General features: G+C 56.7%; 18 protein-coding genes. 4 read left to right on the plus strand and 14 right to left on the minus strand.

Translation table 11 applies throughout. The features are described 5' to 3' along the window. Nucleotides 1-45 precede the first annotated feature (45 nt). Both efeU and putP read right to left on the minus strand, forming a co-directional pair. Nucleotides 46-879: an iron uptake transporter permease EfeU gene (gene efeU, locus KOL70_RS06910; RefSeq protein ID WP_021509909.1), complete on the minus strand. Its 834-nt coding sequence runs from the start codon at nt 877-879 to the stop codon at nt 46-48. Nucleotides 880-1,135: 256 nt separating this feature from the next. Then, nucleotides 1,136-2,620 carry a sodium/proline symporter PutP gene (gene putP, locus KOL70_RS06915; RefSeq protein ID WP_215480437.1) on the minus strand — a complete coding sequence of 495 codons (1,485 nt, stop codon included), beginning with the start codon at nt 2,618-2,620 and terminating at the stop codon, nt 1,136-1,138. A gap of 446 nt (nt 2,621-3,066) precedes the next feature. Between putP and putA the strand changes: the two genes are divergently transcribed. Then, nucleotides 3,067-7,011: a trifunctional transcriptional regulator/proline dehydrogenase/L-glutamate gamma-semialdehyde dehydrogenase gene (gene putA / locus KOL70_RS06920; RefSeq protein WP_215480944.1), complete on the plus strand. Its 3,945-nt coding sequence runs from the start codon at nt 3,067-3,069 to the stop codon at nt 7,009-7,011. 155 nt (nt 7,012-7,166) lie between these two features. Here the strand turns inward: putA and KOL70_RS06925 are convergent, their stop codons facing one another. The 8 genes from KOL70_RS06925 to KOL70_RS06960 all read right to left on the minus strand — a co-directional run bounded on the left by KOL70_RS06925 (nt 7,167) and on the right by KOL70_RS06960 (nt 14,534). Continuing rightward, the gene (locus tag KOL70_RS06925; protein WP_058774543.1) at nt 7,167-8,249 is read right to left on the minus strand and encodes an acyltransferase family protein; all 1,083 of its coding nucleotides are present in this window, start codon (nt 8,247-8,249) and stop codon (nt 7,167-7,169) included. Nucleotides 8,250-8,662: 413 nt separating this feature from the next. Beyond that, complete coding sequence (tcyN, locus tag KOL70_RS06930) at nt 8,663-9,415, minus strand: L-cystine ABC transporter ATP-binding protein TcyN (RefSeq protein WP_021509905.1); 753 nt, start codon at nt 9,413-9,415, stop codon at nt 8,663-8,665. Further along, nucleotides 9,412-10,080 (minus strand): cystine ABC transporter permease, encoded by a 669-nt coding sequence (gene tcyL, locus KOL70_RS06935; protein ID WP_058757420.1) that lies wholly within the window; start codon nt 10,078-10,080, stop codon nt 9,412-9,414. The genes tcyN and tcyL overlap by 4 nt, the downstream gene beginning before the upstream one ends. Beyond that, a complete protein-coding gene (tcyJ, locus tag KOL70_RS06940) occupies nt 10,080-10,880 on the minus strand; it encodes a cystine ABC transporter substrate-binding protein (protein ID WP_021509903.1) in 801 nt (266 codons plus the stop codon). The genes tcyL and tcyJ overlap by 1 nt, the downstream gene beginning before the upstream one ends. A 148-nt stretch (nt 10,881-11,028) precedes the next feature. Beyond that, nucleotides 11,029-12,015, minus strand: a complete 987-nt coding sequence (locus tag KOL70_RS06945) for a D-cysteine desulfhydrase (protein WP_215480438.1) — start codon at nt 12,013-12,015, stop codon at nt 11,029-11,031. A 131-nt stretch (nt 12,016-12,146) separates the two neighbouring features. Next, nucleotides 12,147-12,650 carry a flagella biosynthesis regulatory protein FliZ gene (fliZ, locus tag KOL70_RS06950; protein WP_031280184.1) on the minus strand — a complete coding sequence of 168 codons (504 nt, stop codon included), beginning with the start codon at nt 12,648-12,650 and terminating at the stop codon, nt 12,147-12,149. A gap of 49 nt (nt 12,651-12,699) precedes the next feature. Continuing rightward, the gene (locus tag KOL70_RS06955) at nt 12,700-13,422 is read right to left on the minus strand and encodes an RNA polymerase sigma factor FliA (protein ID WP_021509900.1); all 723 of its coding nucleotides are present in this window, start codon (nt 13,420-13,422) and stop codon (nt 12,700-12,702) included. 143 nt (nt 13,423-13,565) lie between these two features. Continuing rightward, nucleotides 13,566-14,534: an HNH endonuclease signature motif containing protein gene (locus KOL70_RS06960; protein WP_021509899.1), complete on the minus strand. Its 969-nt coding sequence runs from the start codon at nt 14,532-14,534 to the stop codon at nt 13,566-13,568. Between the two features lie 320 nt (nt 14,535-14,854). Here KOL70_RS06960 and rfbA point away from each other — a divergent pair, with 320 nt between their 5' ends. Genes rfbA through rfbD form a run of 3 tightly spaced genes read left to right on the plus strand, consistent with a single transcriptional unit; the run spans nt 14,855 to nt 17,137 of the window. Next, on the plus strand, nt 14,855-15,721 hold the full coding sequence (rfbA, locus tag KOL70_RS06965; protein WP_141495597.1) for a glucose-1-phosphate thymidylyltransferase RfbA: 867 nt from the start codon (nt 14,855-14,857) through the stop codon (nt 15,719-15,721). 1 nt (nt 15,722) lies between these two features. After that, nucleotides 15,723-16,271 (plus strand): dTDP-4-dehydrorhamnose 3,5-epimerase, encoded by a 549-nt coding sequence (gene rfbC / locus KOL70_RS06970; protein WP_058771168.1) that lies wholly within the window; start codon nt 15,723-15,725, stop codon nt 16,269-16,271. Next, entirely contained in the window at nt 16,256-17,137 is an 882-nt protein-coding gene (gene rfbD, locus KOL70_RS06975; RefSeq protein WP_215480439.1) for a dTDP-4-dehydrorhamnose reductase, read from the plus strand. The genes rfbC and rfbD overlap by 16 nt, the downstream gene beginning before the upstream one ends. Nucleotides 17,138-17,169: 32 nt before the next feature. On the opposite strand, the gene KOL70_RS06980 is transcribed toward rfbD, so the two are convergent. The 4 genes from KOL70_RS06980 to KOL70_RS06995 all read right to left on the minus strand — a co-directional run bounded on the left by KOL70_RS06980 (nt 17,170) and on the right by KOL70_RS06995 (nt 24,294). Further along, nucleotides 17,170-18,321: a DegT/DnrJ/EryC1/StrS aminotransferase family protein gene (locus tag KOL70_RS06980; protein ID WP_104188871.1), complete on the minus strand. Its 1,152-nt coding sequence runs from the start codon at nt 18,319-18,321 to the stop codon at nt 17,170-17,172. 184 nt (nt 18,322-18,505) lie between these two features. Next, nucleotides 18,506-22,018 (minus strand): glycosyltransferase, encoded by a 3,513-nt coding sequence (locus KOL70_RS06985; protein ID WP_215480440.1) that lies wholly within the window; start codon nt 22,016-22,018, stop codon nt 18,506-18,508. 170 nt (nt 22,019-22,188) lie between these two features. Then, entirely contained in the window at nt 22,189-23,121 is a 933-nt protein-coding gene (locus KOL70_RS06990; RefSeq protein ID WP_058757414.1) for a flagellin, read from the minus strand. A gap of 240 nt (nt 23,122-23,361) precedes the next feature. Continuing rightward, nucleotides 23,362-24,294 carry a flagellin gene (locus KOL70_RS06995; protein ID WP_058757414.1) on the minus strand — a complete coding sequence of 311 codons (933 nt, stop codon included), beginning with the start codon at nt 24,292-24,294 and terminating at the stop codon, nt 23,362-23,364. Nucleotides 24,295-24,367: the final 73 nt, after the last annotated feature.

A 24,367-nucleotide genomic window follows, 5' to 3' on the forward strand; every position in this document is an offset into this window, starting at 1 on the left:
ATCCCTGTTACATGAAGGTACAGGCGCACGCGCGCCTGAGAAAAGTTAGCGCACCGACCGTGCGGCGCTGGGTGCCGGACGCGCCGGGAAGAAAAACAGCAGCAGCGCCGGGATCAGATAAATCAGCCATACCGCGACTTCGCTGACGCTCGGCGCTTCCTGATAACCCAGAATGCCTTCCAGCAGCGTGCCAAAGATCGAATGGGTAGAGAGCGTGTTGCTGAAGTCAAACGCGGTCGCCTGGAAGTGGTTCCACAGTCCCGCCTCGTGGAAGGCGCGGATCGCCCCCGCCGCCAGTCCGGCCGCCACCAGCAGGATGAACAGGCTGGTCCAGCGGAAGAAGTGCGCCATGTTAAGACGCACGCCGCCGTAGTAAATCAGCATGCCCAGCACGATGGCGGTCGCCAGACCCAGCACCGCGCCAATCGGTGGCGCATAGCCGACATCCTGGGTGAAGGCCGCCAGCAGAAAAAACACCGACTCCAGCCCTTCACGCGCCACGGCGAGAAACACCATCAGCACCAGCGGCAACCCGCTGCCGCCCGGCTTCTGCAGCGCCTGATCGACGGATTTTTCCAGCGTGGCTTTGATATTGCGCGACACCTTGCGCATCCAGAACACCATCGAGGTGAGGATCACCACGGCAATCACCGCCACGATGCCCTCGAACAGCTCCTGCTGTTTCTGCGGGAATTCACCGGTGGTTTCGTTGATGAAAATACCGAGCGCGAGGCACAGCGCCGCAGCGATAAACACGCCAGCCCACATCGCGGGGAACCACTGGCTGCGCTGCGTGCGTTTGAGATAGCTGGCAATCAGGCTGACGATGAGCGCTGCCTCGAGACCTTCGCGCAGCATAATGAGAAAGGGAACGAACATCACCAACCTCTTGAATGTTAAGGAGGGTAAACCTTAGGTAAAAATACGTAAAGTGCGAACGATATCGATTATCATTATCGCGGATGAAAATACAAGTCACCGCGCGAAATTAATTTTGCTTTTGCGGGTCAGGTAGCGATGCGGGAAAGTCAGGGCGGAGTGACAAATTGCGCGATAAATCGTGCGCAGAGGACGAGACATGAAAACTGCGGGGAACACGGCACACGCGCTCCCCGCTTTACTCAGGCCAACACCGTTATTTGGTGTTGTATTCCGCTTCGGCGGCATCGAAACGCTGCTGCGCTTCAGCCGACGGTTCGCGGCCGGCCAGGCTCACCACGACAATCGCGATGCTGGCGAACAGGAAGCCCGGGATGATTTCATACAGATTGAGCCAGGCGTACTGCTTCCAGATCAGCACCGTGGCGGCACCGATAATCATGCCGGCCAGCGCGCCGTTGCGCGTCATGCGCTTCCAGCACACGCCGAACAGCACCACCGGACCGAATGCAGCACCAAAGCCTGCCCAGGCGTAGCTCACCAGGCCGAGCACGCGGTTCTCCGGGTTGGAGGCCAGCGCAATCGACACCAGCGCAATCACCAGCACCATTAAACGGCCAACCCATACCAGCTCTTTCTGGCTGGCATTTTTACGCAGAAACCCTTTATACAGATCCTCAGTCAGCGCGCTCGAGCACACCAGCAACTGACAGCTCAGGGTCGACATCACCGCCGCCAGAATGGCCGACAGCAGAATACCGGCGATCCACGGGTTGAACAGAATGCGCGCCAGTTCGATAAACACGCGCTCGCCGTTTTCGCTTACGCCCGCCGCCTGCTCCGGATGGTTCTGGAAATAGGCGATACCGAAGAAGCCCACCGCAACAGCACCGGCCAGGCACAGGATCATCCAGGCCATGCCGATGCGGCGCGCGGTGCGAATAGAACGGTGCGAGTCTGCGGCCATGAAGCGCGCCAGAATGTGCGGCTGGCCGAAGTAGCCAAGGCCCCAGCCGAGCAGTGAAATCACCGCCACGAAGTTGAGGCCCTTCAGCATATCGAGGTTTTCCAGGCTTTTCGCTTCAATCACCGCCAGCGAATCATCCAGTCCGCCGACGGCGATAATCACAATCACCGGCGTCAGGATCAGGGCAAAAATCATCAGGCTGGCCTGCACGGTATCGGTCCAGCTCACCGCCAGGAAGCCACCCACCAGCGTATAAAGAATGGTTGCTGCCGCGCCGGCCCACAGCGCGGTTTCATAACTCATGCCGAAAGTGCTTTCAAACAGGCGCGCACCCGCAACGACGCCCGAGGCACAATAAATGGTGAAGAAGATCAGGATTACCAGTGCCGAGATGACGCGCAGAATTTTGCTGTGGTCTTCGAAGCGGCTGGTGAAAAAGTCCGGCAGGGTTAAGGCGTTATTGTGATGCTCGGTCTGCACACGCAGGCGACCCGCAACAATTTTCCAGTTCAGCCACGCGCCAATCGTCAGGCCGATGGCAATCCAGCTCTCAGAGATCCCGGAGAGAAAAATCGCGCCCGGCAGTCCCATCAGCAGCCAGCCGCTCATGTCCGAGGCCCCGGCCGACAGCGCGGTCACCACGCTGCCCAGGCTGCGACCGCCCAGTATATAGTCGTCAAAATTTTTGGTTGAGCGGTACGCGATAAAACCAATCAACACCATCCCGAGGATGTAAATGATAAATGTCACCAGCATCGGTGTACTTACTGTCATCTGTCTCTCCACTTATTATTTGATCTCTTAAGAGAAATCTTTTTTCCTGAGTTACCGGAACGGGATAACGTCAGGGCTTTACCGCATCCAGAGAAAGCGATTTCTCATAAGGCGCGGTATCCTGCCGCAAAGGTGCGACGCGCACAATGCATTTAACACAGCTGTTACCTGGGTTTCACCTGGCTTTGCATTTTTCATGCTCACAGGTTGCGCCTGTTCACATTTTAAGTTGCACCTGATGTCAACCAGGATGCGTTTTGTTGCGGTGGGTTGCAACTCTGGCGAGATTCTTGCAGCAAGTTCTGTGCCGCTTTTGCTGCGTTAACAAAAAAGCCGGTTAAAAACGTGCAACCGAGGTCACATTTAACACGGTTGCACAAAGTTGCAACATGAGTGATAGTGCAGCCCACGCTGAAGTTGATTCACACTTTGAGGACGAGGAAATCATGGGAACCACCACCATGGGGGTGAAGCTGGATGAAGCCACCCGCGATCGCATTAAACTGGCGGCGCAAAAGATTGACCGCACGCCACACTGGCTGATCAAGCAGGCAATTTTTAACTATCTCGGCCAGCTGGAAGCGGGAGAAACGCTGGCGGAGATCCCGCTGCAGCTGAATGATGCCGCAGACGATGAGCGTGTGCCGGAAGAGAGCTTCCAGCCTTTCCTCGACTTCGCCGAACACATTTTGCCGCAGTCGGTCAGCCGCTCGGCCATCACCGCCGCGTGGCGTCGTCCGGAGACCGATGCGGTGCCGATGCTGCTGGAACAGGCGCGTCTCCCTGCCCCGCTGGCAGAGAAAACCCACCAGCTGGCATACAGCCTGGCGGACAAGCTACGGCACCAAAAAGGGGCAACCGGACGCGCCGGTATGGTGCAAAGCCTGCTGCAGGAGTTCTCGCTCTCGTCTCAGGAAGGCGTAGCGCTGATGTGTCTGGCGGAAGCGCTACTGCGTATTCCTGACAAGCCCACCCGCGATGCGCTGATCCGCGATAAAATCAGCAACGGCAACTGGCAGTCCCATCTGGGCCGCAGCCCGTCGATGTTCGTCAACGCCGCCACCTGGGGCCTGCTGTTTACCGGTCGTCTGGTCTCTACGCACAATGAAGCTAACCTGTCTAAATCGCTGAACCGCATCATCGGCAAGAGCGGCGAACCGCTGATCCGCAAAGGCGTGGATATGGCGATGCGCCTGATGGGCGAACAGTTCGTCACCGGCGAAACCATCGCCGAGGCGCTGGCCAACGCGCGCAAGCTGGAAGAGAAAGGCTTCCGCTATTCGTATGACATGCTGGGTGAAGCGGCACTCACCGCCAGCGATGCCAAAGCCTATCTTATTTCCTATCAGCAGGCGATTCACGCCATTGGTAAAGCCTCCAACGGACGCGGCATTTATGAAGGTCCGGGCATTTCCATCAAGCTGTCGGCGCTGCATCCGCGCTACAGCCGCGCGCAGTATGAGCGGGTGATGGAAGAGCTTTATCCGATCCTGAAATCGCTGACGCTGCTGGCGCGCTCGTATGACATCGGCATCAACATCGATGCCGAAGAAGCCGATCGCCTGGAGCTGTCGCTCGATCTGCTGGAAAAACTCTGTTTTGAGCCGGAGCTGGAAGGCTGGAACGGCATCGGTTTCGTGATTCAGGCTTATCAGAAGCGCTGCCCGTTTGTGATTGATGCGCTGGTGGATCTGGCGCAGCGCAGCCGCCGTCGTCTGATGATCCGTCTGGTGAAAGGCGCTTACTGGGATAGCGAAATCAAGCGCGCGCAGATGGAAGGCCTCGAAGGCTATCCGGTTTACACCCGCAAGGTGTATACCGACATCTCCTACCTCGCCTGTGCGCGTAAACTGCTGGCGGTGCCTAACCTGATTTATCCGCAGTTTGCTACCCACAACGCCCACACGCTGGCGGCGATCTACCAACTGGCGGGCAACAACTACTATCCTGGCCAGTACGAATTCCAGTGCCTGCACGGCATGGGCGAACCGCTGTACGAGCAGGTGGTGGGCAAAGTGGCCGACGGCAAGCTGAATCGGCCGTGCCGGATTTATGCGCCGGTCGGTACCCACGAAACGCTGCTGGCCTACCTGGTGCGTCGCCTGCTGGAAAACGGCGCCAATACCTCGTTCGTCAACCGCATCGCTGACAACACGCTGCCGATTGACGAGCTGGTGGCCGACCCGGTGGCTGCGGTGGAGAAAATGGGGGTCGCAGAAGGCGCAATTGGTCTGCCGCATCCGAAGATCCCGCTGCCGCGCGATCTGTATGGCGACAAGCGTGTTAACTCTGCCGGTCTGGATCTGGCCAACGAACACCGCCTGGCGTCGCTCTCCAGCGCCCTGCTCTCCAGCGCCAGCCAGCCGTGGCAGGCTCAGCCGATCATTGATGGCGAGCTGGGTAGCGGCAGCAGCCGCGCGGTGATCAACCCGGCCACGCCGGCGGATATCGTCGGCAGCGTGCGGGAAGCCACTCCTGAAGAAGTCTCCTGTGCGCTGGATGGCGCGGTGAATGCCGGACCAATCTGGTTCGCCACGCCGCCGCAGGAGCGCGCCGCGATCCTCGAACGTGCCGCTCAGACAATGGAAGACCAGATGCAGCAACTGATTGGTTTGCTGGTGCGTGAGGCGGGTAAAACCTACAACAACGCCATTGCCGAAGTGCGCGAAGCGGTGGACTTCCTCTACTACTACGCCGGCATGGTGCGTGACGATTTCGATAACGAAACCCATCGCCCGCTCGGTCCGGTAGTGTGCATCAGCCCGTGGAACTTCCCGCTGGCGATCTTCACCGGCCAGATTGCCGCCGCCCTGGCGGCCGGCAACAGCGTGCTGGCAAAACCCGCCGAGCAGACGCCGCTGATTGCCGCGCAGGCGGTGCAGATCATGCTGGATGCCGGCGTACCGGCCGGCGTGCTGCAACTGCTGCCCGGTCAGGGCGAAACGGTGGGTGCGCAGCTGACCGGTGACGAGCGGGTGCGCGGCGTGATGTTCACCGGCTCAACCGCAGTCGCCACCCTGCTGCAGCGCAACCTGGCTGGCCGCCTCGATCCGCAGGGTCGCCCGACGCCGCTGATCGCCGAGACCGGCGGCATGAACGCCATGATCGTCGACTCTTCAGCGCTCACCGAACAGGTGGTGGTGGATATCGTGGCGTCCGCGTTTGACAGCGCCGGCCAGCGCTGCTCGGCGCTGCGTCTGCTGTGTATCCAGGACGATGTGGCGGACCACACGCTGAAGATGCTGCGTGGTGCCATGGCCGAATGCCGCATGGGCAATCCGGAGCGTCTGTCGACCGACGTCGGTCCGGTGATCGATGCTGAAGCCAAAGCCAACATCGAGCGTCATATTCAGGCGATGCGCAATAAAGGCTTTACCGTGTATCAGGCGGTGCAGGAGCATCCGCAGGACAGCAAAGAGTGGCATAGCGGCACCTTTATCAAACCGACGCTGATTGAGCTCGATCAGGTCAGCGATCTGGATAAAGAGGTGTTCGGTCCGGTGCTGCACGTGGTGCGCTTTGCGCGCAACAACCTGCCGCAGCTGATTGAGCAGATTAATGCCTCGGGCTATGGCCTGACGCTTGGCGTGCATACCCGTATCGATGAAACCATTGCGCAGGTGACGGCCGGGGCGAAAGTCGGCAACCTGTACGTTAACCGTAACATGGTCGGCGCGGTGGTCGGCGTACAGCCGTTCGGCGGCGAAGGCCTGTCGGGCACCGGTCCGAAAGCCGGCGGTCCGCTCTATCTTTACCGCCTGCTGGCCCATCGTCCGGACGGCGCCCTGCGCATCACCTTTGATCGTCAGGATGCCGAACGTCCGGTGGACAGCAGCGTGCGCACCTCGCTGCTGAGCGCGCATCAGGCATTGCAGAGCTGGGCACAGGATAAGCCGGAACTGCTGGCGCTGTGTCAGCGTTACGATGCGCTGAGCCAGGCCGGAACCGTGCGACTGCTGCCAGGCCCGACCGGTGAGCGCAACACCTTTACGCTGCTGCCGCGCAATCGGGTGCTGTGTATCGCAGATAACCAGCAGGATGCGCTGATTCAGCTGGCGACGGTCACCAGCGTCGGTAGCCAGGCACTGTGGCAGGATGACGAGCTGCACCGGACGCTGCGCCAGTCGCTGCCGGCCGCGGTGCAGGCGCGCATCACGCTGGCGAAAGATGTGCTGGCGGCGGAGTTTGATGCGGTGATCTATCACGGCGATGCCGATCAACTGCGCAGCCTGTGCGAACAGATTGCCGCCCGCGAAGGCGCGATTGTGTCAGTGCAGGGCTTTGCCCGCGGCGAGACCAATCTGCTACTGGAACGTCTGCTGATTGAGCGCTCGCTGAGCGTCAATACCGCGGCCGCCGGCGGCAACGCCAGCCTGATGACCATTGGTTAAGTAAAGCAGAATCGCCATGGATGGCGTAATGGAGATCGGTGAAGGACACCGCAAGTTGCAACAAGGCCGTAGCGGCGCCATTCATTGTGCGATGAATCGCGCTGCTACGAAACGTGCCCTCGTTTTTGTACCACTTTAAACCTTACCAGCGAACATCACGCCACCGACTTACTGCGTTTCAAACCAATCAGCGTCGGGAACACAAACAGCGACTGCCCCAGCCCGCGGTTGGTCAGCGACCACACCGCCACCGAACACAGCGAACAGATGCCGACAATTGCCAGCGGATAGAAGCACGCCCACAGCAGCGCAAACCACGCCTGCTCAAACAGATGATGGCGCTGCGCAAACAGAATCGCCGACATGCCGAAGAACTCAATAAAAATGCGGTGGATAACGTAGATCTGCAGCGTGTTGCGGCCAATCCAGTTGAAGTAACGCATGCTGAAGTGCGCGTTGAGCCAGCGGCATGCCGCCACGCTCACCAGCACCGCGATGATGCACATGAACAGGCTCTTATCGAGGCCAAAAATCACGTGCAGGCCGGACAGTGCGGCCAGCGCGGCCCACGGCAGAAGGTTCTCGCGGCGCAGCTGACTCAGGCGCAACATCAGCGGGCTCCAGAACGCGCCCAGCAGGAAGAACAGGAAATACTGTGCCACGCTCTGCGGTCCCCAGTAGGGAATGATCTTCTCCACCGCCAGATAATTCAGCACCACCGCCGCCACCAGCAGCGCCACTTTGTGCTGACGGAAGATTTTGGCGCACAGGAAGTAGATCGCCAGACCGTACAGGTACCACGAGGTGCTCATCGCCAGGAAGGTCAGCTTAAGGAACTCCAGCAGCGAACCGGCGTAAGCCGCGTTGAGGTTCTGCGAGATACGCTGGCCGGTGATTTCAGTCGAAATGCCGACAATCGACCACCACTGAATAAAGCCCCACAGCACGTAGAGATAGAACAGATTGGTAATGCGGCTGGTAAATACCTGTTTCCACGGCCGGTTGAGAATGCCGTTGGTGGCAAGCAGGCCGGAGACGAAGAAAAAGGCGGGCATACGCAGCGGTGATAACACCGTATTAAACTGTACCCATATTTCCGCCGGGATCCAGCCGGCGCTGAGATATTTAACCGTGCCTTCAAAGCCGGGTAATACGGTGTGATACAGTACCACCAGCAATATGCACACTCCTTTCAGGGTATTCACCCATGCAATATCTTCTTTCCTGGCGTTATTCATATTTTTTGACTCCTGCTGCGGTGTAGGTCTTAAAGGAGAAGAATGGAAAAACAGGCAGTGAAGCCTTTATGGTTATTCAACGATTATTCAACAAGCAGCAGGGGCTGACTCTAGCGAAACTCCTAAAATTTTTTCGCTGGTCCTGATATAACAATACTTTACAGTACCAGAGATAAATTGACCGCCCGGCGGGTTAGCCATGAATAGCTGTTATTTAAGCATTCATGGCATAATTTGACGGTGCGCCGCGCACGTAATGCCGCGCGGAAATTAAGAACATTCCGCAGCGAAGTAAACCAGCATTAATTATATCGCCGGAAAATAAATTTATTAATGCGTCAAAAAGGTAAGCGCGGTATTTAATATTTTGCTAGATGGAAAATAATTCGGGCCAGCGAACCGGCCCGGAGAGATTATTGATTGAGAAACTTGTCGAGAAATTGCCGGGTGCGTGCCTGCTGCGGATTGCTGAACAGCGCTTTAGCCGGGCCCTGCTCCACGATACGCCCCTGATCCATAAAGATGGCGCGATCGGCGACGTCGCGCGCGAAGCTCATCTCATGCGTGACGATCACCATAGTGCGTTTCTCCTGCGCCAGCGCGCGGATGGTGCTGAGCACCTCGCCCACCAGTTCAGGATCCAGCGCCGAGGTTGGCTCATCGAACAGAATCACCTGCGGACGCATCGCCAGCGCCCGGGCAATTGCGACGCGCTGCTGCTGACCGCCGGAAAGCCGGCGCGGGAAACTCTCTTCCTTACCGTGCAGACCGACCTTCTCCAGCAGCGTGCGCGCGCGCGCAATGGCTTCCGCCTTCGCTTCGCCTTTGACGATCACCGGCCCTTCAATGATGTTCTCCAGCACCGAACGGTGCGGGAACAGATTGAAGTTCTGGAACACAAAGCCGACCTGCTGGCGCAGCTGCCGCACTTTATCCTTCTGCTTGTGCAGGCCGAGGCTGGCGTCGATGCTGATGTCACCGACTTTGACCTGGCCGCTTTCCGGCACTTCCAGCAGATTAATACTGCGCAGCAGCGTGGTTTTGCCCGAGCCGCTCGGACCGATGATCGCCACCACTTCGCCGGGCGCGACATCGAGGTCGATACCGTGCAGCACCGTCTGGCCGTGAAACTGTTTCACCAGCTGACGGACTTCAATTGCACTCATCTTGCCTCCCGATCCTGACGATTGACGTGCGCTTCCAGCCGGTTTTGCAGCGCCGACAGCACCGTGGCCATCACCCAGTAAATCAGCGAAGCCGCCAGATACATGGTGAACACTTCCAGCGTGCGCGAGGTGATCAGCTGCGCCTGCCGGAACAGCTCCGGCACCTGAATGGTGGCCGCCAGCGAAGTATCTTTCACCAGGCTGATAAAGCTGTTACCGAGCGGCGGCAGCGCGGTACGCGCCGCCTGCGGCAGAATAACGCGACGCAGCGTCTGCCACGGCGTCATGCCGATACTGGCGGCCGCTTCCCACTGACCGCGCTCAATAGCCGCAATCGCACCACGCAGCGATTCCGAGGCATAGGCCGCGGTGTTGAGCGACAAACCAATCATCGCCGATGGAATCGGGTCGAGCTCAATGCCAAACTGCGGCAGACCGTAGTAGATCATAAACAGCTGGGCAATCAGCGGCGTGCCGCGAAAGATCGACACATAAAAACGCGCCAGCCAGTTAACCGGCCAGAAGCGTGACAGGCGCATCAGCGCCAGCACGAAGCCGAGTATCAGGCCGAAGAACATCCCGCCGATACTCAGCTGCAGCGTGAACAGCGCGCCTTTCAGCAGAAAAGGTGCTGAATCCAGCACCAGCTGTAAACTTTCCTGCATTATTTCGTGACGTCCGCGCCGAACCACTTCTCAGACAGCTTGCTCAGCGAGCCATCTTTCTGCATGTCGGCGATGGCACCATCAATCGCTTTCAGCAGCGATTCATTGCCTTTGCGCAGCGCCACGCCCGCTTCCAGACGGGAGAACGCCGGGCCAGCCACCGCCATGGTATTGCCGGTTTTTTTCACCAGATCCAGCGCGGCTAAGCGGTCAACCAGAATGGCATCAACGCGGCCTGAACGCAGATCCTGATATTTGGTTGGGTCATCGTCATAGGTACGGATATCGACGCCTTTGACGTTGTCGCGCAGCCACTGCTCATAGTTAGAACCGAGACCCACGCCGACTTTCTTGCCGGACAGATCTTCCGGTTTGGTGATAGAGCCCGCGTTCTTCTTCAGCGTCAGCGCCTGCACACCGGAGATGGTGTACGGCGTGGAGAAGTCATACTTCTTCTTGCGCTCGTCGGAGATGGTCACCTGGTTGATCACCACGTCGATACGTTTGGAATCCAGCGAGGCCAGCATACCGTCCCATTTGGTCGGTTTGAGATCCGCTTTCACGCCGAGGTGTTTTGCCAGCTCCTGGGCAAACTCGACTTCAAAACCGGTCAGCTTGCCGTTTTCATCCTGGAAGCTGAACGGCGGATAGGTGCCTTCCAGCCCGACGCGCAGCTCACCTTTGCTCTTGACCTGCGCCAGCAAATCTTCTGCCGCAAAGCTTTTTACGTTCACGCCCGCCACCAGTGCGACCGCCATCATTCCCATCACCAGCTGGCGACGAATCGGAGAGAAAGCCATGTTTACCCCATTATTGTGATGTGTTGTGTGCTTATGGTTAATTAACGCTCATTTTGGGCGCGGCGCTTTATCTCGCAATAAAGGGTGCCGCTCCGGCATGTGCTCTTTGTAATAACCGCTGGATTATAAACCTTTTTTTGCTGCTGTCTCATACCGAAGGATGATAAGCAAATAACGCCGGTGCGCCGCCGGTATGCACAAACAGCAGCGGCCCTTCCCGGCGGAAACGGTTCTGGCTGATGCCATCGATCAGACCCGCCATCGCTTTGCCGGTGTAGACCGGGTCGAGCATAATGCCCTCAAGCCGCGCCAGCAGGCGCACCGCTTCCATGCCTTCGTCATTGGGTTCGCCGTAGCGCGGCGCAAAATAGTCATCCCACAGGGTTACCGGCGCACGTGCTTCCAGCTCCAGCTGCTGTGCCAGCGCGCTGCGAATGCGCTCCACCACCGGCAGCTGCGCCTCGACCTTGCGCGACACCGTCACGCCCACCAGCTCGCTATTCGGCAGCAGCTGTTCCAGACCGACCGCCAGCCCGGCATGCGTCCCGGCACTGCCCGACGCCACCACCACCGCAGCGAAATCCACCACGCCTTCGCTTTGATGGGCGATCTCCTGCGCGCATTCGACGTAGCCGAGCGCGCCAAGCGCATTCGAGCCGCCCACCGGCACAATGTAAGGCCGGAAGCCCTGCGCTTCCAGCCGTTCTGCCTGCTCTGCCAGCTGCTGCGGCGGATTGTGCAGCGCATCAACCATCACGACCTCGACATCCATCAGGTCCAGCAGCAGGCGGTTGCCGTTGCTCAGGTAGTTGGCGGCGTCGGTGCCAATCGGGTTCTCCAGTAGCGCCACGCACTTCAGGCCCAGGCGCGCCGCCACGGCTGCCGTCTGGCGCACGTGGTTGGACTGGATCGCGCCGGCGGTCAGCAGCACATCGGCGCCTTTCCGCAGCGCATCGGCCGCGAGAAACTCCAGTTTACGCAGCTTGTTACCGCCCAGCGCCACCGGCGTGACGTCATCACGTTTAATAAAGATATCGCGTCCGAGGTAATCAGACAGGCGTGGCAAATGCTCTAACGGCGTCGGTGCGCCAAGCAGTTCAAGACGGGGAAACTGGTGCAGAAGATGTAAGGACAATGCAGCCTCCATTCGGGCAATGTGCAGTTATCCCTACAGTGTTGCAGAAGATGAGAAAAGTCGCATCCGGAATTGATCGCGACGCGCCCCGGTTGCTGGCATGCTCACCAGTAACCGGGGCTGAATCACCCTTAGCCGCGCTGCCAGCCTAAGAACTGGTCATATTTGCGCAGTGCAATACGGTAGTTATTGTTGCCCGCATCGGGCAGATCGTTTTGCAGACACTCATGCCAGCTGTTGCCCCGTAACCTTTCTGCCGGGAAATTTTTCGCTTTCAGCATGTCATCAAGACGACGCAGACGCACCACATATTCACGAATGGTACTGTGACTCATCTCGGTCTGCTCAAACAGATATTGTTTGAACGCCATGATATCGAAGTAATTCGGATGGGTATTACAAAAAATATCGCTGCAGAAACGGCACAGCGCCGTCAGTTCCGGCTGGAGTTTCATCCATACCTGATCGTCAATCATCTGGTCCATGCGTGCGATGGCCTCTTTATTGATGATCTGGCCGCGGAACACTAACGCCATACGGTCTAAAACTTTGCCACAGTGTGAACAGTTGCTTTGGCTGTGTTTGTAGTCTTTAAGGTAGCGACTTAACGGTCTGGCTTTAACTTTGGCTCCCATTGCTGAGTCCCCGGTTTTTTTATTTTTGGTTCCCCAGGAACTGAGTCTGTTAGCGCGCTCCCGTCAAACGGGCCCGCAGGCGTTTGATCGCCTGACTGTGCAACTGGCTGACGCGGGATTCCCCCACTTCCAGCACCGCGCCAATCTCTTTCAGGTTCAGTTCTTCCTGGTAGTACAGTGTGAGCACCAATTTTTCGCGTTCAGGCAACGCCTCAATCGCTTCAATCACGCGTTCACGCAGGTTTCCTTCCATTAACTGATGCAACGGGTTGGCTTCCTCATGCCCCTCCGTGACCAGTTCCGCACTGTCGCCGTGTTCTTCCCGATACTCGTCGTACGAGAAAAGCTGGCTGTTATTGGTATCCAGCAGAATCTGCCGGTACTCTTCCAGCGAAACATTCAACCGCTCAGCCACTTCCTGCTCGGTAGCCGCGCGCCCCAACGCTTGCTCTACCTGATGCATAGCGCCGGCCACCTCGCGCGCATTACGACGTACGCTGCGTGGTGCCCAGTCGCGGCTGCGCAGCTCATCCAGCATTGCGCCCCGGATACGCTGCACGGCGTAGGTGGTAAAGGCGGTGCCCTGCAGCGCGTCATAGCGCTCCACGGCATTCAGTAAGCCAATACCACCGGCCTGCAGCAGATCGTCAAGCTCAACGCTGGCTGGCAAACGCACCTGCAGGCGCAGCGCTTCATGCCGCACCAGAGGAACGTAGCGCTGCCAGAGCGAATGTTTATCCATCACGCCATCGGCGGTATAGAGATCGTTCACGTTGACTACCCTGCGTTAATAAAGTTATCGGCATGATTATCCAATTCTGTAGCGGTTTCGATTGGCAGAATAGGCAGGCAAAAGCGAGGTTATTTCAAATTTGTTATGGATGGCGGTGGATCGCACCGCCATTGTGCGCATGTTCAGCGCAGATTACGCAGCCGCTGCCTTGTGCCAGGCGGGACGGCGTCCCACAGCGCACAGGTTTTACCCTCAAGCGCCTGATAAAAAGGGCTAATGGACTCGTCGCATTCCAGCGCGGAATTAAACAGCACCTGACCGGTTTCTGCGTCAATGCTAATCATTTTGTTGATAAACAGCCGCTGCAGGTCGCTGCGCAGGAACAGGCCGTTGTCGACGCTGTTATCCGCCAGAAAGCCCTCTTCATTCTCCTGGGTGTCGATATGGCAGGCTTCCACCCACGGCCAGCTGTGGCGCTCGGTTAAGCGCGTGCCGGTAATAATGCAGGCACCATAGCGCGCCTTCACCGCCGCGCTGAACTCCGCCTGGCTGGCGCGCTGGAACACTTTTGCCTTGACGCGCCGCCCCACTTCAGTACCCGGCATCACCGCGCTGGGCATTTTCTGCTGCGGCGTGCTGAGCACCACTAAGAACTGGATCTTGCGCGACAGCGGGAAACAGGGATGCGCCTGCGGATCGAACAGCTGCCAGTACTCATCCTCTTCGGTCTGACGCATCAGCACCAGCTTGAAACCGCGGCTGTTGAGCAGGTTTTGCGCTTCCGCCGAGCGGGGATCGAGCATCGCATACACCCGGGTTTCGCCGATCACTTTCCAGCGTCCGCTTTTACGCGCTTCATCGTTACGACGAAAATAGAGAAACGCCTGCTGGTTTTTAAGGTAATGCTCGAAGCGGCGCAGGTAGTTTTTGCGCTCGTTATCGTCGGAGACGAACAGCAGATCCTCCAGCGGACTGTTCAGCTCCTCCTGCGCAAACAGTGCGCGGATCACCAGGTTGCGGTAGCTGGTTGACGGGCTGAGCAACCCGCGGGCGGTGAGCTCCTTCTCATCAGGATGCTGCTGCGCATAGCGCAGCGCGATCTCATCGAAGGTCAGTTGCTCACCCGGTAACAAGTCATAATTGAAGCGCATAAACACCCCAGAAACAGGAAAAATAGAGCGTAAAAATTGGAATGATTCTGAAGAGGGTTATCGGCAGTTCTGACCCAGGCTGTAACAGGATGGTTACTTTTTTGAGGTTATGATGCGCAAGGGGAAATCGTCTGCCGCACAAGAGCCCAATTTGATTTAGCTCAGCAGGAATGCCCACGCGCTGCTTTTCTCTCCTTCCGCTTATCCCCGGCAATGCCCGCTTTTTTATCGGTTATTCGCGCCATAAATTATTCCTGCGCGCTCGTATGCTCACAGCATGACTCTGTGGAGAGCAGAGACGCGTAATAAGGAAGGCAATGATGAAAGGTATAGTGCTGGCGGGCGGGACAGGTTCCCGCCTGCATCCTGTAACCTGCGGCGTATCGAAGCAGCTGTTACCGGTTTATGACAAACCGATGATTTACTATCCACTTTCGGTGCTGATGCTGGCAGGCATTCGTGACATCCTGGTGATTACTACCGCTGAAGATCTGGCGGGATTCCAGCGTTTGCTGGGCGACGGCAGCCATTTCGGCGTCAATCTGCAGTTCGCGGTGCAGCCATCGCCCGATGGCCTGGCGCAGGCGTTTATCATCGGTGAGTCTTTTATTGCCGGTGAGCGCTGCGCATTAGTGCTGGGCGATAACATTTTCTTTGGGCAAAGCTTTGGTAAAAAGCTCGAAGACGTTGTTGCGCGGCCTCAGGGCGCTACGGTATTTGGCTATCAGGTGATGGACCCCGAGCGCTTCGGCGTGGTGGAGTTTGATAAGCAGTTCCGCGCGCTTTCCATTGAAGAAAAACCGCCACAGCCAAAATCGAACTATGCCGTCACCGGCCTCTATTTTTACGATAAAAACGTCTGCGCCATGGCGCGGGAAGTTCGCCCTTCTCCCCGCGGCGAGCTGGAAATTACCACCCTCAATCAGATGTATCTCGACGATGGGTTGCTCAACGTCGAAGTGCTGGGACGTGGCTTTGCCTGGCTCGACACCGGTACCCATGAGAGCTTACTCGAAGCGTCACACTTCATTCATACCATTGAAAAGCGCCAGGGCTTCAAAATTGCCTGTCTGGAAGAGATCGCCTGGCGCAAGTGCTGGATCGGCAGCGAGTCGCTGCTGAAGCGCGCCGCCTATCTCGGCAAAACGCAGTATGGTCACTATCTGAAGATGCTGGTGGAGGAGTGAGATGGAGGTCATCACCACGAAAATTGCTGATGTCAAAATTATCCAGCCTAAAGTGTTTGGCGATGCCCGCGGCTTCTTCCTCGAAACCTTTGAGAAGCGGCGTTATCAGCAACTGCTGGATATCGACCTGGATTTTGTGCAGGACAACTACTCCCGTTCGGCGCGTAACGTGCTGCGCGGGCTGCATTTTCAGAAAACCCAGCCGCAAGGCAAACTGGTGCGCGTGGTACGCGGCGCGGTATTTGACGTTGCCGTCGATATCCGTGCGGATTCGCCCACCTTTGGCCAATGGACCGGGCTGGAGCTGTCTGAGGAGAACAAAACCCAGTTGTGGATCCCGCCGGGTCTGGCACACGGTTTTGTGGTGCTCTCCGAGGTCGCTGACTTCGAATACAAATGTACTGATTACTATAACCCACAGGATGAAGCCTGCCTGATGTGGAATGACGCTGAAGTTGCGGTGCAATGGCCGGTAGCGACGCCTCTGCTATCGGTAAAAGATCAACAAGGACTCTCCCTGCAGGAGTTAGTGCAATGCGCGTTTTGTTAACCGGTGCTTATGGCCAGCTTGGCCGTTGTTTACTGGATCGGGTGCCGGCAGAGTGGATCCTGCTGGCCTGTGGCTCTGCCGAGTTAGATATTACCGACCGCCCGGCGGTGGAACGGGTGGTGAAGAAATTCCGTCCCGATGTGATCATCAATGCCGCCGCATATACCGCGGTCGACAAGGCTGAAACCGACCGTATCCGCGCCATGAAGGTCAACGCCATCGGCCCGGAAAATCTCGCCATCGCCGCTCACCAGCAGGGCGCCCGCTTGATTCATCTCTCCACCGATTACGTGTTTGATGGCAGTAAAAAAACGCCTTACACCGAAAGCGATCTGCCCTGCCCGATTAATTTCTACGGCCTGAGCAAATGGGAGGGTGAGAAACGCGTATTCTCCGTGCTGCCGGACGCCGTAGTGATTCGCACCTCATGGGTGTTCAGTGAGTACGGTGCAAACTTTGTCAAAACCATGCTGCGGCTGGCGGAAACCCGCAGCGAAATCAGCGTGGTGAACGATCAGTGCGGCTGCCCGACCTATGCCGGCGATCTGGCACAGGCGATTATCACCCTGGCATCCCGCGCGGAAGCCGCCGGCGTTTATCACTACTGTGGCGATGTGGCGGTCAGCTGGTGCGAATTCGCCCAGGCGATTTTTGTGGCCGCGCAGCGGGATGTGCTGGTGAAAGGGATTGGCAGTGCGCAATATCCGATGGCGGCGGCAAGGCCGGCAAACAGCGAACTGGATACCGCGCGGATAGCGGCGCTGGGGGTTGAGGCATCGGACTGGCAAAACCGCGTGCAATCCGCCTGCTTAGCCGGTGATTCAGCCATCGTTCAGCCCGTTCCTGACATCACCGCCCTGCAATAAATATAAAACAAGGCGTCTCAGACGCCTTGTTATTATCCCACCAGAGGTAACGCGCGGCTCGTTAGCTTTTGCTCAGCCAGGCGGTGAATGATTTGCACAATATTGTCAACTTCGGCCAATGCTAAGCCAGGATAGACCGGCAAACATAACACGCGCTGAGACATTTGTTGTGCAATCGGTAAGGCCGCTTCATCAGCGCTAGGTAATCCACGATACATCGGGAAACTGGTGATCAGCGGATAGAAATAACGGCGGGCAATAATGTTGTGCTCACGCAGATGGGCATAAAGCTCATCACGACTCAGCGGAAAATCTTCCGTTACCATCACCGGCAAATAAGAATAATTCCATTCAACATCAGCCGGAATATGCGGCAGCGCAATGCCATCGATCTCCGCGAGCAAATCATAATAGTGCGCCTGAATACGCGCCCGCTCCGCTAATGCCTGGTCGATGTGCTTTAACTGCAGCAGGCCAAAGGCCGATTGCACCTCGTTCATTTTGCCGTTAATGCCGGTCGCCACAATGGTGGTTTCATCTGCAAAGCCAAAATTCTTCAGGTAATCGATGCGCTTTTTGGTTTTAGCATCCGGGCAAATAATTGCGCCACCTTCAATGGTATTGAAAACCTTCGTTGCGTGAAAACTTAAAATCGATAAGTCACCATAATTCAAAATGCTGTTGCCGTTTTTACGTACGCCAAAGGCGTGAGCCGCATCGTAAATGACTTTCAGCCCGTACAGGTCAGCGATGCGCTGAATATTCTCCACGTCGCACGGATTGCCGTAGCAGTGCACCGGCATAATGGCTGTGGTTCGCGGTGTAATGGCCTGCTCTATTTTGGAGGCATCGATATTACAGCTTATCGGGTCGATATCGACAAACACCGGGGTTAACCCATTCCACAACAGAGAATGCGAGGTGGCGACAAAAGAATAAGGTGTAGTGATGACTTCACCGGTAATACGCAGCGCCTGCAGCGCAGTCAGCAACGCCAGCGTGCCGTTGGTAAATAAGCAGAGATGCTCAACACCTAAATAGCGTGCCAGCTCCTGTTCAAGTTGCTGATGGAAGGGCCCGCCGTTGGTCAGGACTTTATTCTGCCAGATCTGTTCAAGGTAAGGCATGAACTCTTCCAGCGGTGGCATAAGTGGGCTGGTTACATACACAGGTTTATTATTCATAATCGTTCACCTCAGCAGAGTGCCTTTTCACACCAACTCACCTTTGAAGGTTGATAGCCGGGTCATTCCCTGCAGAACAGGTATTCGCCTCAGCCAGCGATGAGACGGTGCATGACCGCAGAGTGTGGTGTTATCCAGATAGATTGAAACTGCATTGACCTGCTGCGGTGCAGCAGGTCAAAAATTAACGCTTCAGCGTCCAGGCTTGTGACCAGCTTTGCAGGTTCTCGCCTTCCAGCATCCAGTCCTGGCGAATTTCCTGCTGCAGCCTGGCGCCCATTTGGGCACTCGCTGCGGGGTCCAGCAGATGCATATTGATGGCGTCCACCCAGTCTTTGTGGCGGTTCTTCACGCGCGTGACGGTTAAATCACCGCGATAACACGCCACATCACTGCAAATCACCGGAATGCCGCAGGCACCATATTCCATCAGGCGCAGATTACTTTTACAGGTGTTGAAAAAGTTATCTTCGACAGGCGCTAACGCGAGGTCGAGATTAAGCGAAGCCAGTTTGGCCGGATAACGCTCAATTTCTACACCGTGGTGATATTCATGAATAAAAGGCCGCAGCTTTGGCGGGCACATGCCAAAAAACACCCATTCCACGTCATTAGCAAAATGGCGCACCACATCGACAATCATTTCCAGATCGCCGGTATGACTGGAGCCCCCGGCCCAGCCAACGCGTGGTTTTTTCCCCTGATTGCGCAGCGACTGCAGCTTGCCCCACCAGTCATGCGAAAGACGGTTTTTACGCACCACAATATCGTGGTGCATATCCGCGAACGCTTCAGCTAAGGGTTCGGTGGATACGACAAAGCGATCCATATAACTCAGGCTGCGCCGCATCAGTTTTTTAACATCGTTGCCAAACTGTGAGCGATGATGATTTTTGAGCGGAATATTGGGCAGGTAGTCGTCGAGCTCATAAATTTTGAACGCCTGCGTATGCTTACTGACTTTCTCCAGCCATTCATGGAACTCCGCATCAATCCGGCGCTGGAAAATCAGGCTATCGGGCGCGAAGCGATTGAGCTCGGCAACATTAATCAGCGTGGAGGAGAGTTTGCCATCCACCAGGCCGGCCTCACGCATCGCCTCATAGGGCTTGATGATGCGATAGTAACCACAACCGGCAAAATCAGCCATGAAAGGCATAACCACCGGCAAAGGCCGCCACGAAAGCGGACGCCATGTCAGTTCGCTGTCGGAGGACACGCTAAAGTTGATGTTATTGAGCGTCAGGTTGGGGTTATACGCCGGATCCTGGGTCACGATGGCCTGCCATTTCTGCAGCTGACGATCTTCTTCCTGGCTTCGACTCTGCGTGTCGATCGTCAGTTCAGGATTAACCTGCCGCAGCATACGCACGTACGGTGTCCAGACCGTCATCAACCCGGCTTCGCGCACGCGCAGACAGAAGTCGACATCGTCGAAATGCTGCAGCGTCTCATCCAGACCCTCAACGGCGCGAAACACCTCGGTACGCACCATCATCAGATCGCCTGACACCGCGCTGTAGTTCTGGTCGGCTTGCAAACGCGCCATGTGTCCCGCGGTTTCATGGCTCTCACCGTAGAACGGCTCACCCACCAGACCGTTAATCCCCAGCACATAACCGGCGTGGCGTACCTGGCCATTTGCGTAGATTTGCCGGGCGCCAACAATAGCGACTTCCGGACGTTGTGCATGGTTAAGCAGGTTTTCCAGCCAGCTGCTATCAAGCATGGCTAAATCGCTACTCAGCAGCAGCAGGTAATCGCCTCTGGCCACAGCGGCGGCGGCATTGACCATTCTGGCGCGATGAAAACCGCCCTCAATCTGCAATGTGCGAATGCGTGCCGGGTCGATCTCAGCGATACCGCGCAGCCATTCGTCCTGGGCGGCGTTTCCGCCCTGAGCAGAAACAAGGAGCAATTCATAATTCTGTGAGGTGGTTTTTTCCATCAGCGAGGTGACACAACTCACCAGGTTCGCCAGGTGATTACTCACCAGGACGATGATGGAAACCGGGGCCGACTGCGGGTGACCATAATGCAGCTGATAAACATTGTGTGGGCTCAGGCTGACTTCGGCCTGTGCGTAGCCGCGGTGCTGCAGGTGGGTGCGGATGAGGGCGCGCTCTTCATCCACCGGCTGTCGTAATGAAGCGGTCTGCACTAACGGCTCAGCCAGATGCCCAATCACATTAAAAGGCTGGCTTTCGATGGTGCGCAGAATCATGTCCAGTTCAAAACAGCCCGGCCAGTGCGTGGCAAACCCACCAGTCTGTTGCAAAAATTCGCGGCGGAACAGCCAGTGGCAGGCCATTCTCGATGGGTTACTGAGCAGCAGGTCAAGGTTAAAGTCAGGGCGGAAGGATGCGCCAACCGGACGGCCATTGACCGGATACACCTCATCGGCATAAATCAACTGGCAATGACCGACCTCGGGCAGCACCGTTCCCAGCGCCTGCAAACCTGAGGTATACAGCTGACTGCCGGCCCGTAATACTATCAGCCAGTCGAAATGTCCCTCTTTGGTCAGCGTGTTGAGCGCAGCGACTACCTGATTGTCGCGCACATCAATACGCTGCACAGAGGCAGGGATAAACGATTGATACGGTGCCGCCAGCACCACCGGCAGCAGGCTCAGACCGGCCACGGCGACATCCAGACTGGCCTGTGTCAGCAGCCACTCGGTGTCAGTCGCGTCGCGCACATCAATCACCACGGCAATACGTGCGACCGGCTGACTGGCAAGATGCTGTGCAATCAGCTGTTGTTCGATGGGCCGCAGCGTGCGTTGACGGAACCACTCGGCAAAATGGCTCTCTACCCGCGCATTCTGCAGCGCCGTTGTCAGGTCAAACGGCTGGAAGTCCTGCTGGCTGCGCAGCGTGGCGTGACGAATCCAGCCCTGCGGCAGCTGCTCATCATACCAGCCCAGTTTTTTGATCTCTTCCGGAAAGCGCTGGTGAGACTGACTGGCTATATTGCCATCGAGGCGCGCTTCCTGACTGGTTTGCTCACGCGAGATACGAATCTGCGCCAGCACCTGCGGTAAATAGACCAGATGACCATGACGTAACAAGCGCAGGTAAATCACCAGATCGGCAATGAACGGTAACCCTTCATCGATCAACGCATGCAGCTCGCGCGGCTCCTCCACCAGCTTGTGCAGCGCCGCGCTGCGCACTAATACGGCACTGGGTTCACCGATAAAGTTGTTCAGGAAATCAGCCTGCCAGCGGGCCATATCCTGACCATGAAAAATCGTGTCTTCTAATACCGGCGATACGCTGTAAATCTCGTCTGCCATCGCCTTACCGACGGAATCAATGCGATTACGTCTGGCTGTCGCCATCACCGCTTGGGGTACCTGCGACAGCGCCGTGACTAATTGCGACACGGCCTGCGGCAGAAGTACATCATCATCATAAATGAATTTTACGTATTCGCCTTTGGCGCGACGTATTGCCTGACTGAGGTTGGCGATTTCGCCTAATGCGGGATGATGATGCTGGTAATAGATGGGAAATTTACTGTTTACCTGATACGCACTGACAATATCCTCGATTTTTGCATCAGGACAATCATCGCCAATGATGATTTCACAATGAGGGTAATCCTGTGCTAATGCACTTTTCAGCGCCAGTTCAAACCAGGTGGCTTTATAAGCAGGGATGATTATGCTTACCAGTGCGTTCGCGTTCATTGTCGGTTGTATCCTCAGCCTCGGCGATAACTCACGTCTGTGTGACGTCTCTTTCAGCTCAGAATACGCGGCGTGCCCGGAAACAATCGCGCCATTATCCAGTAAAAAAGCGGTTAATCCCGCCCATAAAAAAGGCCCCCAGTTGGGGGCCTGATCTGCGTATGAAAGAATTAACGCAGCAGAGACAGCATGGTCTGAGGCACCTGGTTGGCCTGCGCCAGCACCGAAGAACCCGCCTGCTGCAGGATCTGCGCGCGCGACATGTTCGACACTTCTGTCGCGTAGTCAGAATCCTGAATACGGCTGCGCGCAGCTGACAGGTTGTTCACGGTGTTGTTCAGGTTGGTGATGGTTGACTCAAAGCGGTTCTGTGAGGCACCCAGCAGGCTGCGCTGTGAGTCAACAGATTTGATGGCCGCATCGATGTCTGCCAGTGGCGTGGTGCCGGACGCTGCGCCAGACGCGCCGCCGGTGACTGCGCCTTTCAGCACGTCAAAACCAACGGCTTCAGTAGAGCGCGCGGTACCGTTAACGGTATCGCCTGAGGTCATCGCACGGGTGTTCAGTGCGGTGCCGCTGGTGCCCGCTTTCGCCAGGTTGTAACCATCGCTGGAGCTGATGGTGATAGCGATGGTTTCGCCATCTTTTGAACCCACCTGGAAGCTGTAGTCGGTAGAGCCGGAACCGGTGTTCAGCACTTTGATGCCGTTGAAGTCGGTCTGCGACGTTACGCGGTTGATCTCTTCCATACGCTGGTTAACTTCAGCCTGGATGGAGTCGATGTCTGAGGCAGAGTTCGAGCTGTTCTGCGCCTGTACGGTCAGGTCACGTACACGCTGCAGGTTGTTGTTGATCTCGGACAGCGCGCCTTCAGCGGTCTGAGCCAGTGAGATACCGTCGTTGGCGTTACGGGCAGCAACGGTCAGGCCGTTGATGTTAGAGGTGAAGCGGTTAGCAATCGCCTGACCTGCAGCGTCATCTTTTGCGCTGTTAATACGCAGACCAGAAGAGAGACGCTCAATAGCGGTACCCAGAGAAGCCTGAGACTTGGACAGGTTGTTCTGAGTCGTCAGCGACAATGTGTTGGTATTAATCACTGCCATAGCAAGTTTCCTTTATTAAGAGAGATAATTCAGCCCTTCAGGCCTGCGGTTCAACACCGTATTAAAGTTATCGACAGGCTGCGCAAAAACTTCACTCTTTTTAATATTGATTTTGTCGTCTTTGCTGACAAAAAATAGATGTTAATAATCAGAAAATTAGCAACGCCGCTGTGGCTACTCTCTTCCGGAAATAAAAAAAAACGGAGCCAGCTGGCTCCGTTGAAGGCTGCGTGTTTGCGATTAACGCAGCAGAGACAGCATGGTCTGTGGCACCTGGTTGGCCTGCGCCAGCACCGAAGAACCTGCCTGCTGCAGGATCTGCGCGCGCGACATGTTCGACACTTCTGTCGCGTAGTCAGAATCCTGAATACGGCTGCGCGCAGCTGACAGGTTGTTCACGGTGTTGTTCAGGTTGGTGATGGTTGACTCAAAGCGGTTCTGTGAGGCACCCAGCAGGCTGCGCTGTGAGTCAACAGATTTGATGGCCGCATCGATGTCTGCCAGTGGCGTGGTGCCGGACGCTGCGCCAGACGCGCCGCCGGTGACTGCGCCTTTCAGCACGTCAAAACCAACGGCTTCAGTAGAGCGCGCGGTACCGTTAACGGTATCGCCTGAGGTCATCGCACGGGTGTTCAGTGCGGTGCCGCTGGTGCCCGCTTTCGCCAGGTTGTAACCATCGCTGGAGCTGATGGTGATAGCGATGGTTTCGCCATCTTTTGAACCCACCTGGAAGCTGTAGTCGGTAGAGCCGGAACCGGTGTTCAGCACTTTGATGCCGTTGAAGTCGGTCTGCGACGTTACGCGGTTGATCTCTTCCATACGCTGGTTAACTTCAGCCTGGATGGAGTCGATGTCTGAGGCAGAGTTCGAGCTGTTCTGCGCCTGTACGGTCAGGTCACGTACACGCTGCAGGTTGTTGTTGATCTCGGACAGCGCGCCTTCAGCGGTCTGAGCCAGTGAGATACCGTCGTTGGCGTTACGGGCAGCAACGGTCAGGCCGTTGATGTTAGAGGTGAAGCGGTTAGCAATCGCCTGACCTGCAGCATCATCTTTGGCGCTGTTAATACGCAGACCAGAAGAGAGACGCTCAATAGCGGTACCCAGAGAAGCCTGTGACTTGGACAGGTTGTTCTGCGTGGTCAGCGACAAGGTGTTAGTGTTAATGACTGCCATGATGTTTATTCCTTAACTGATGATGAATTCAGGTCGAAAACCCGTGGCGTTCTCGCCGTCGCCAAAATTTATC

This window comes from Pantoea sp. B270 (genome assembly GCF_018726825.1).
Classification (GTDB): domain Bacteria; phylum Pseudomonadota; class Gammaproteobacteria; order Enterobacterales; family Enterobacteriaceae; genus Pantoea; species Pantoea dispersa.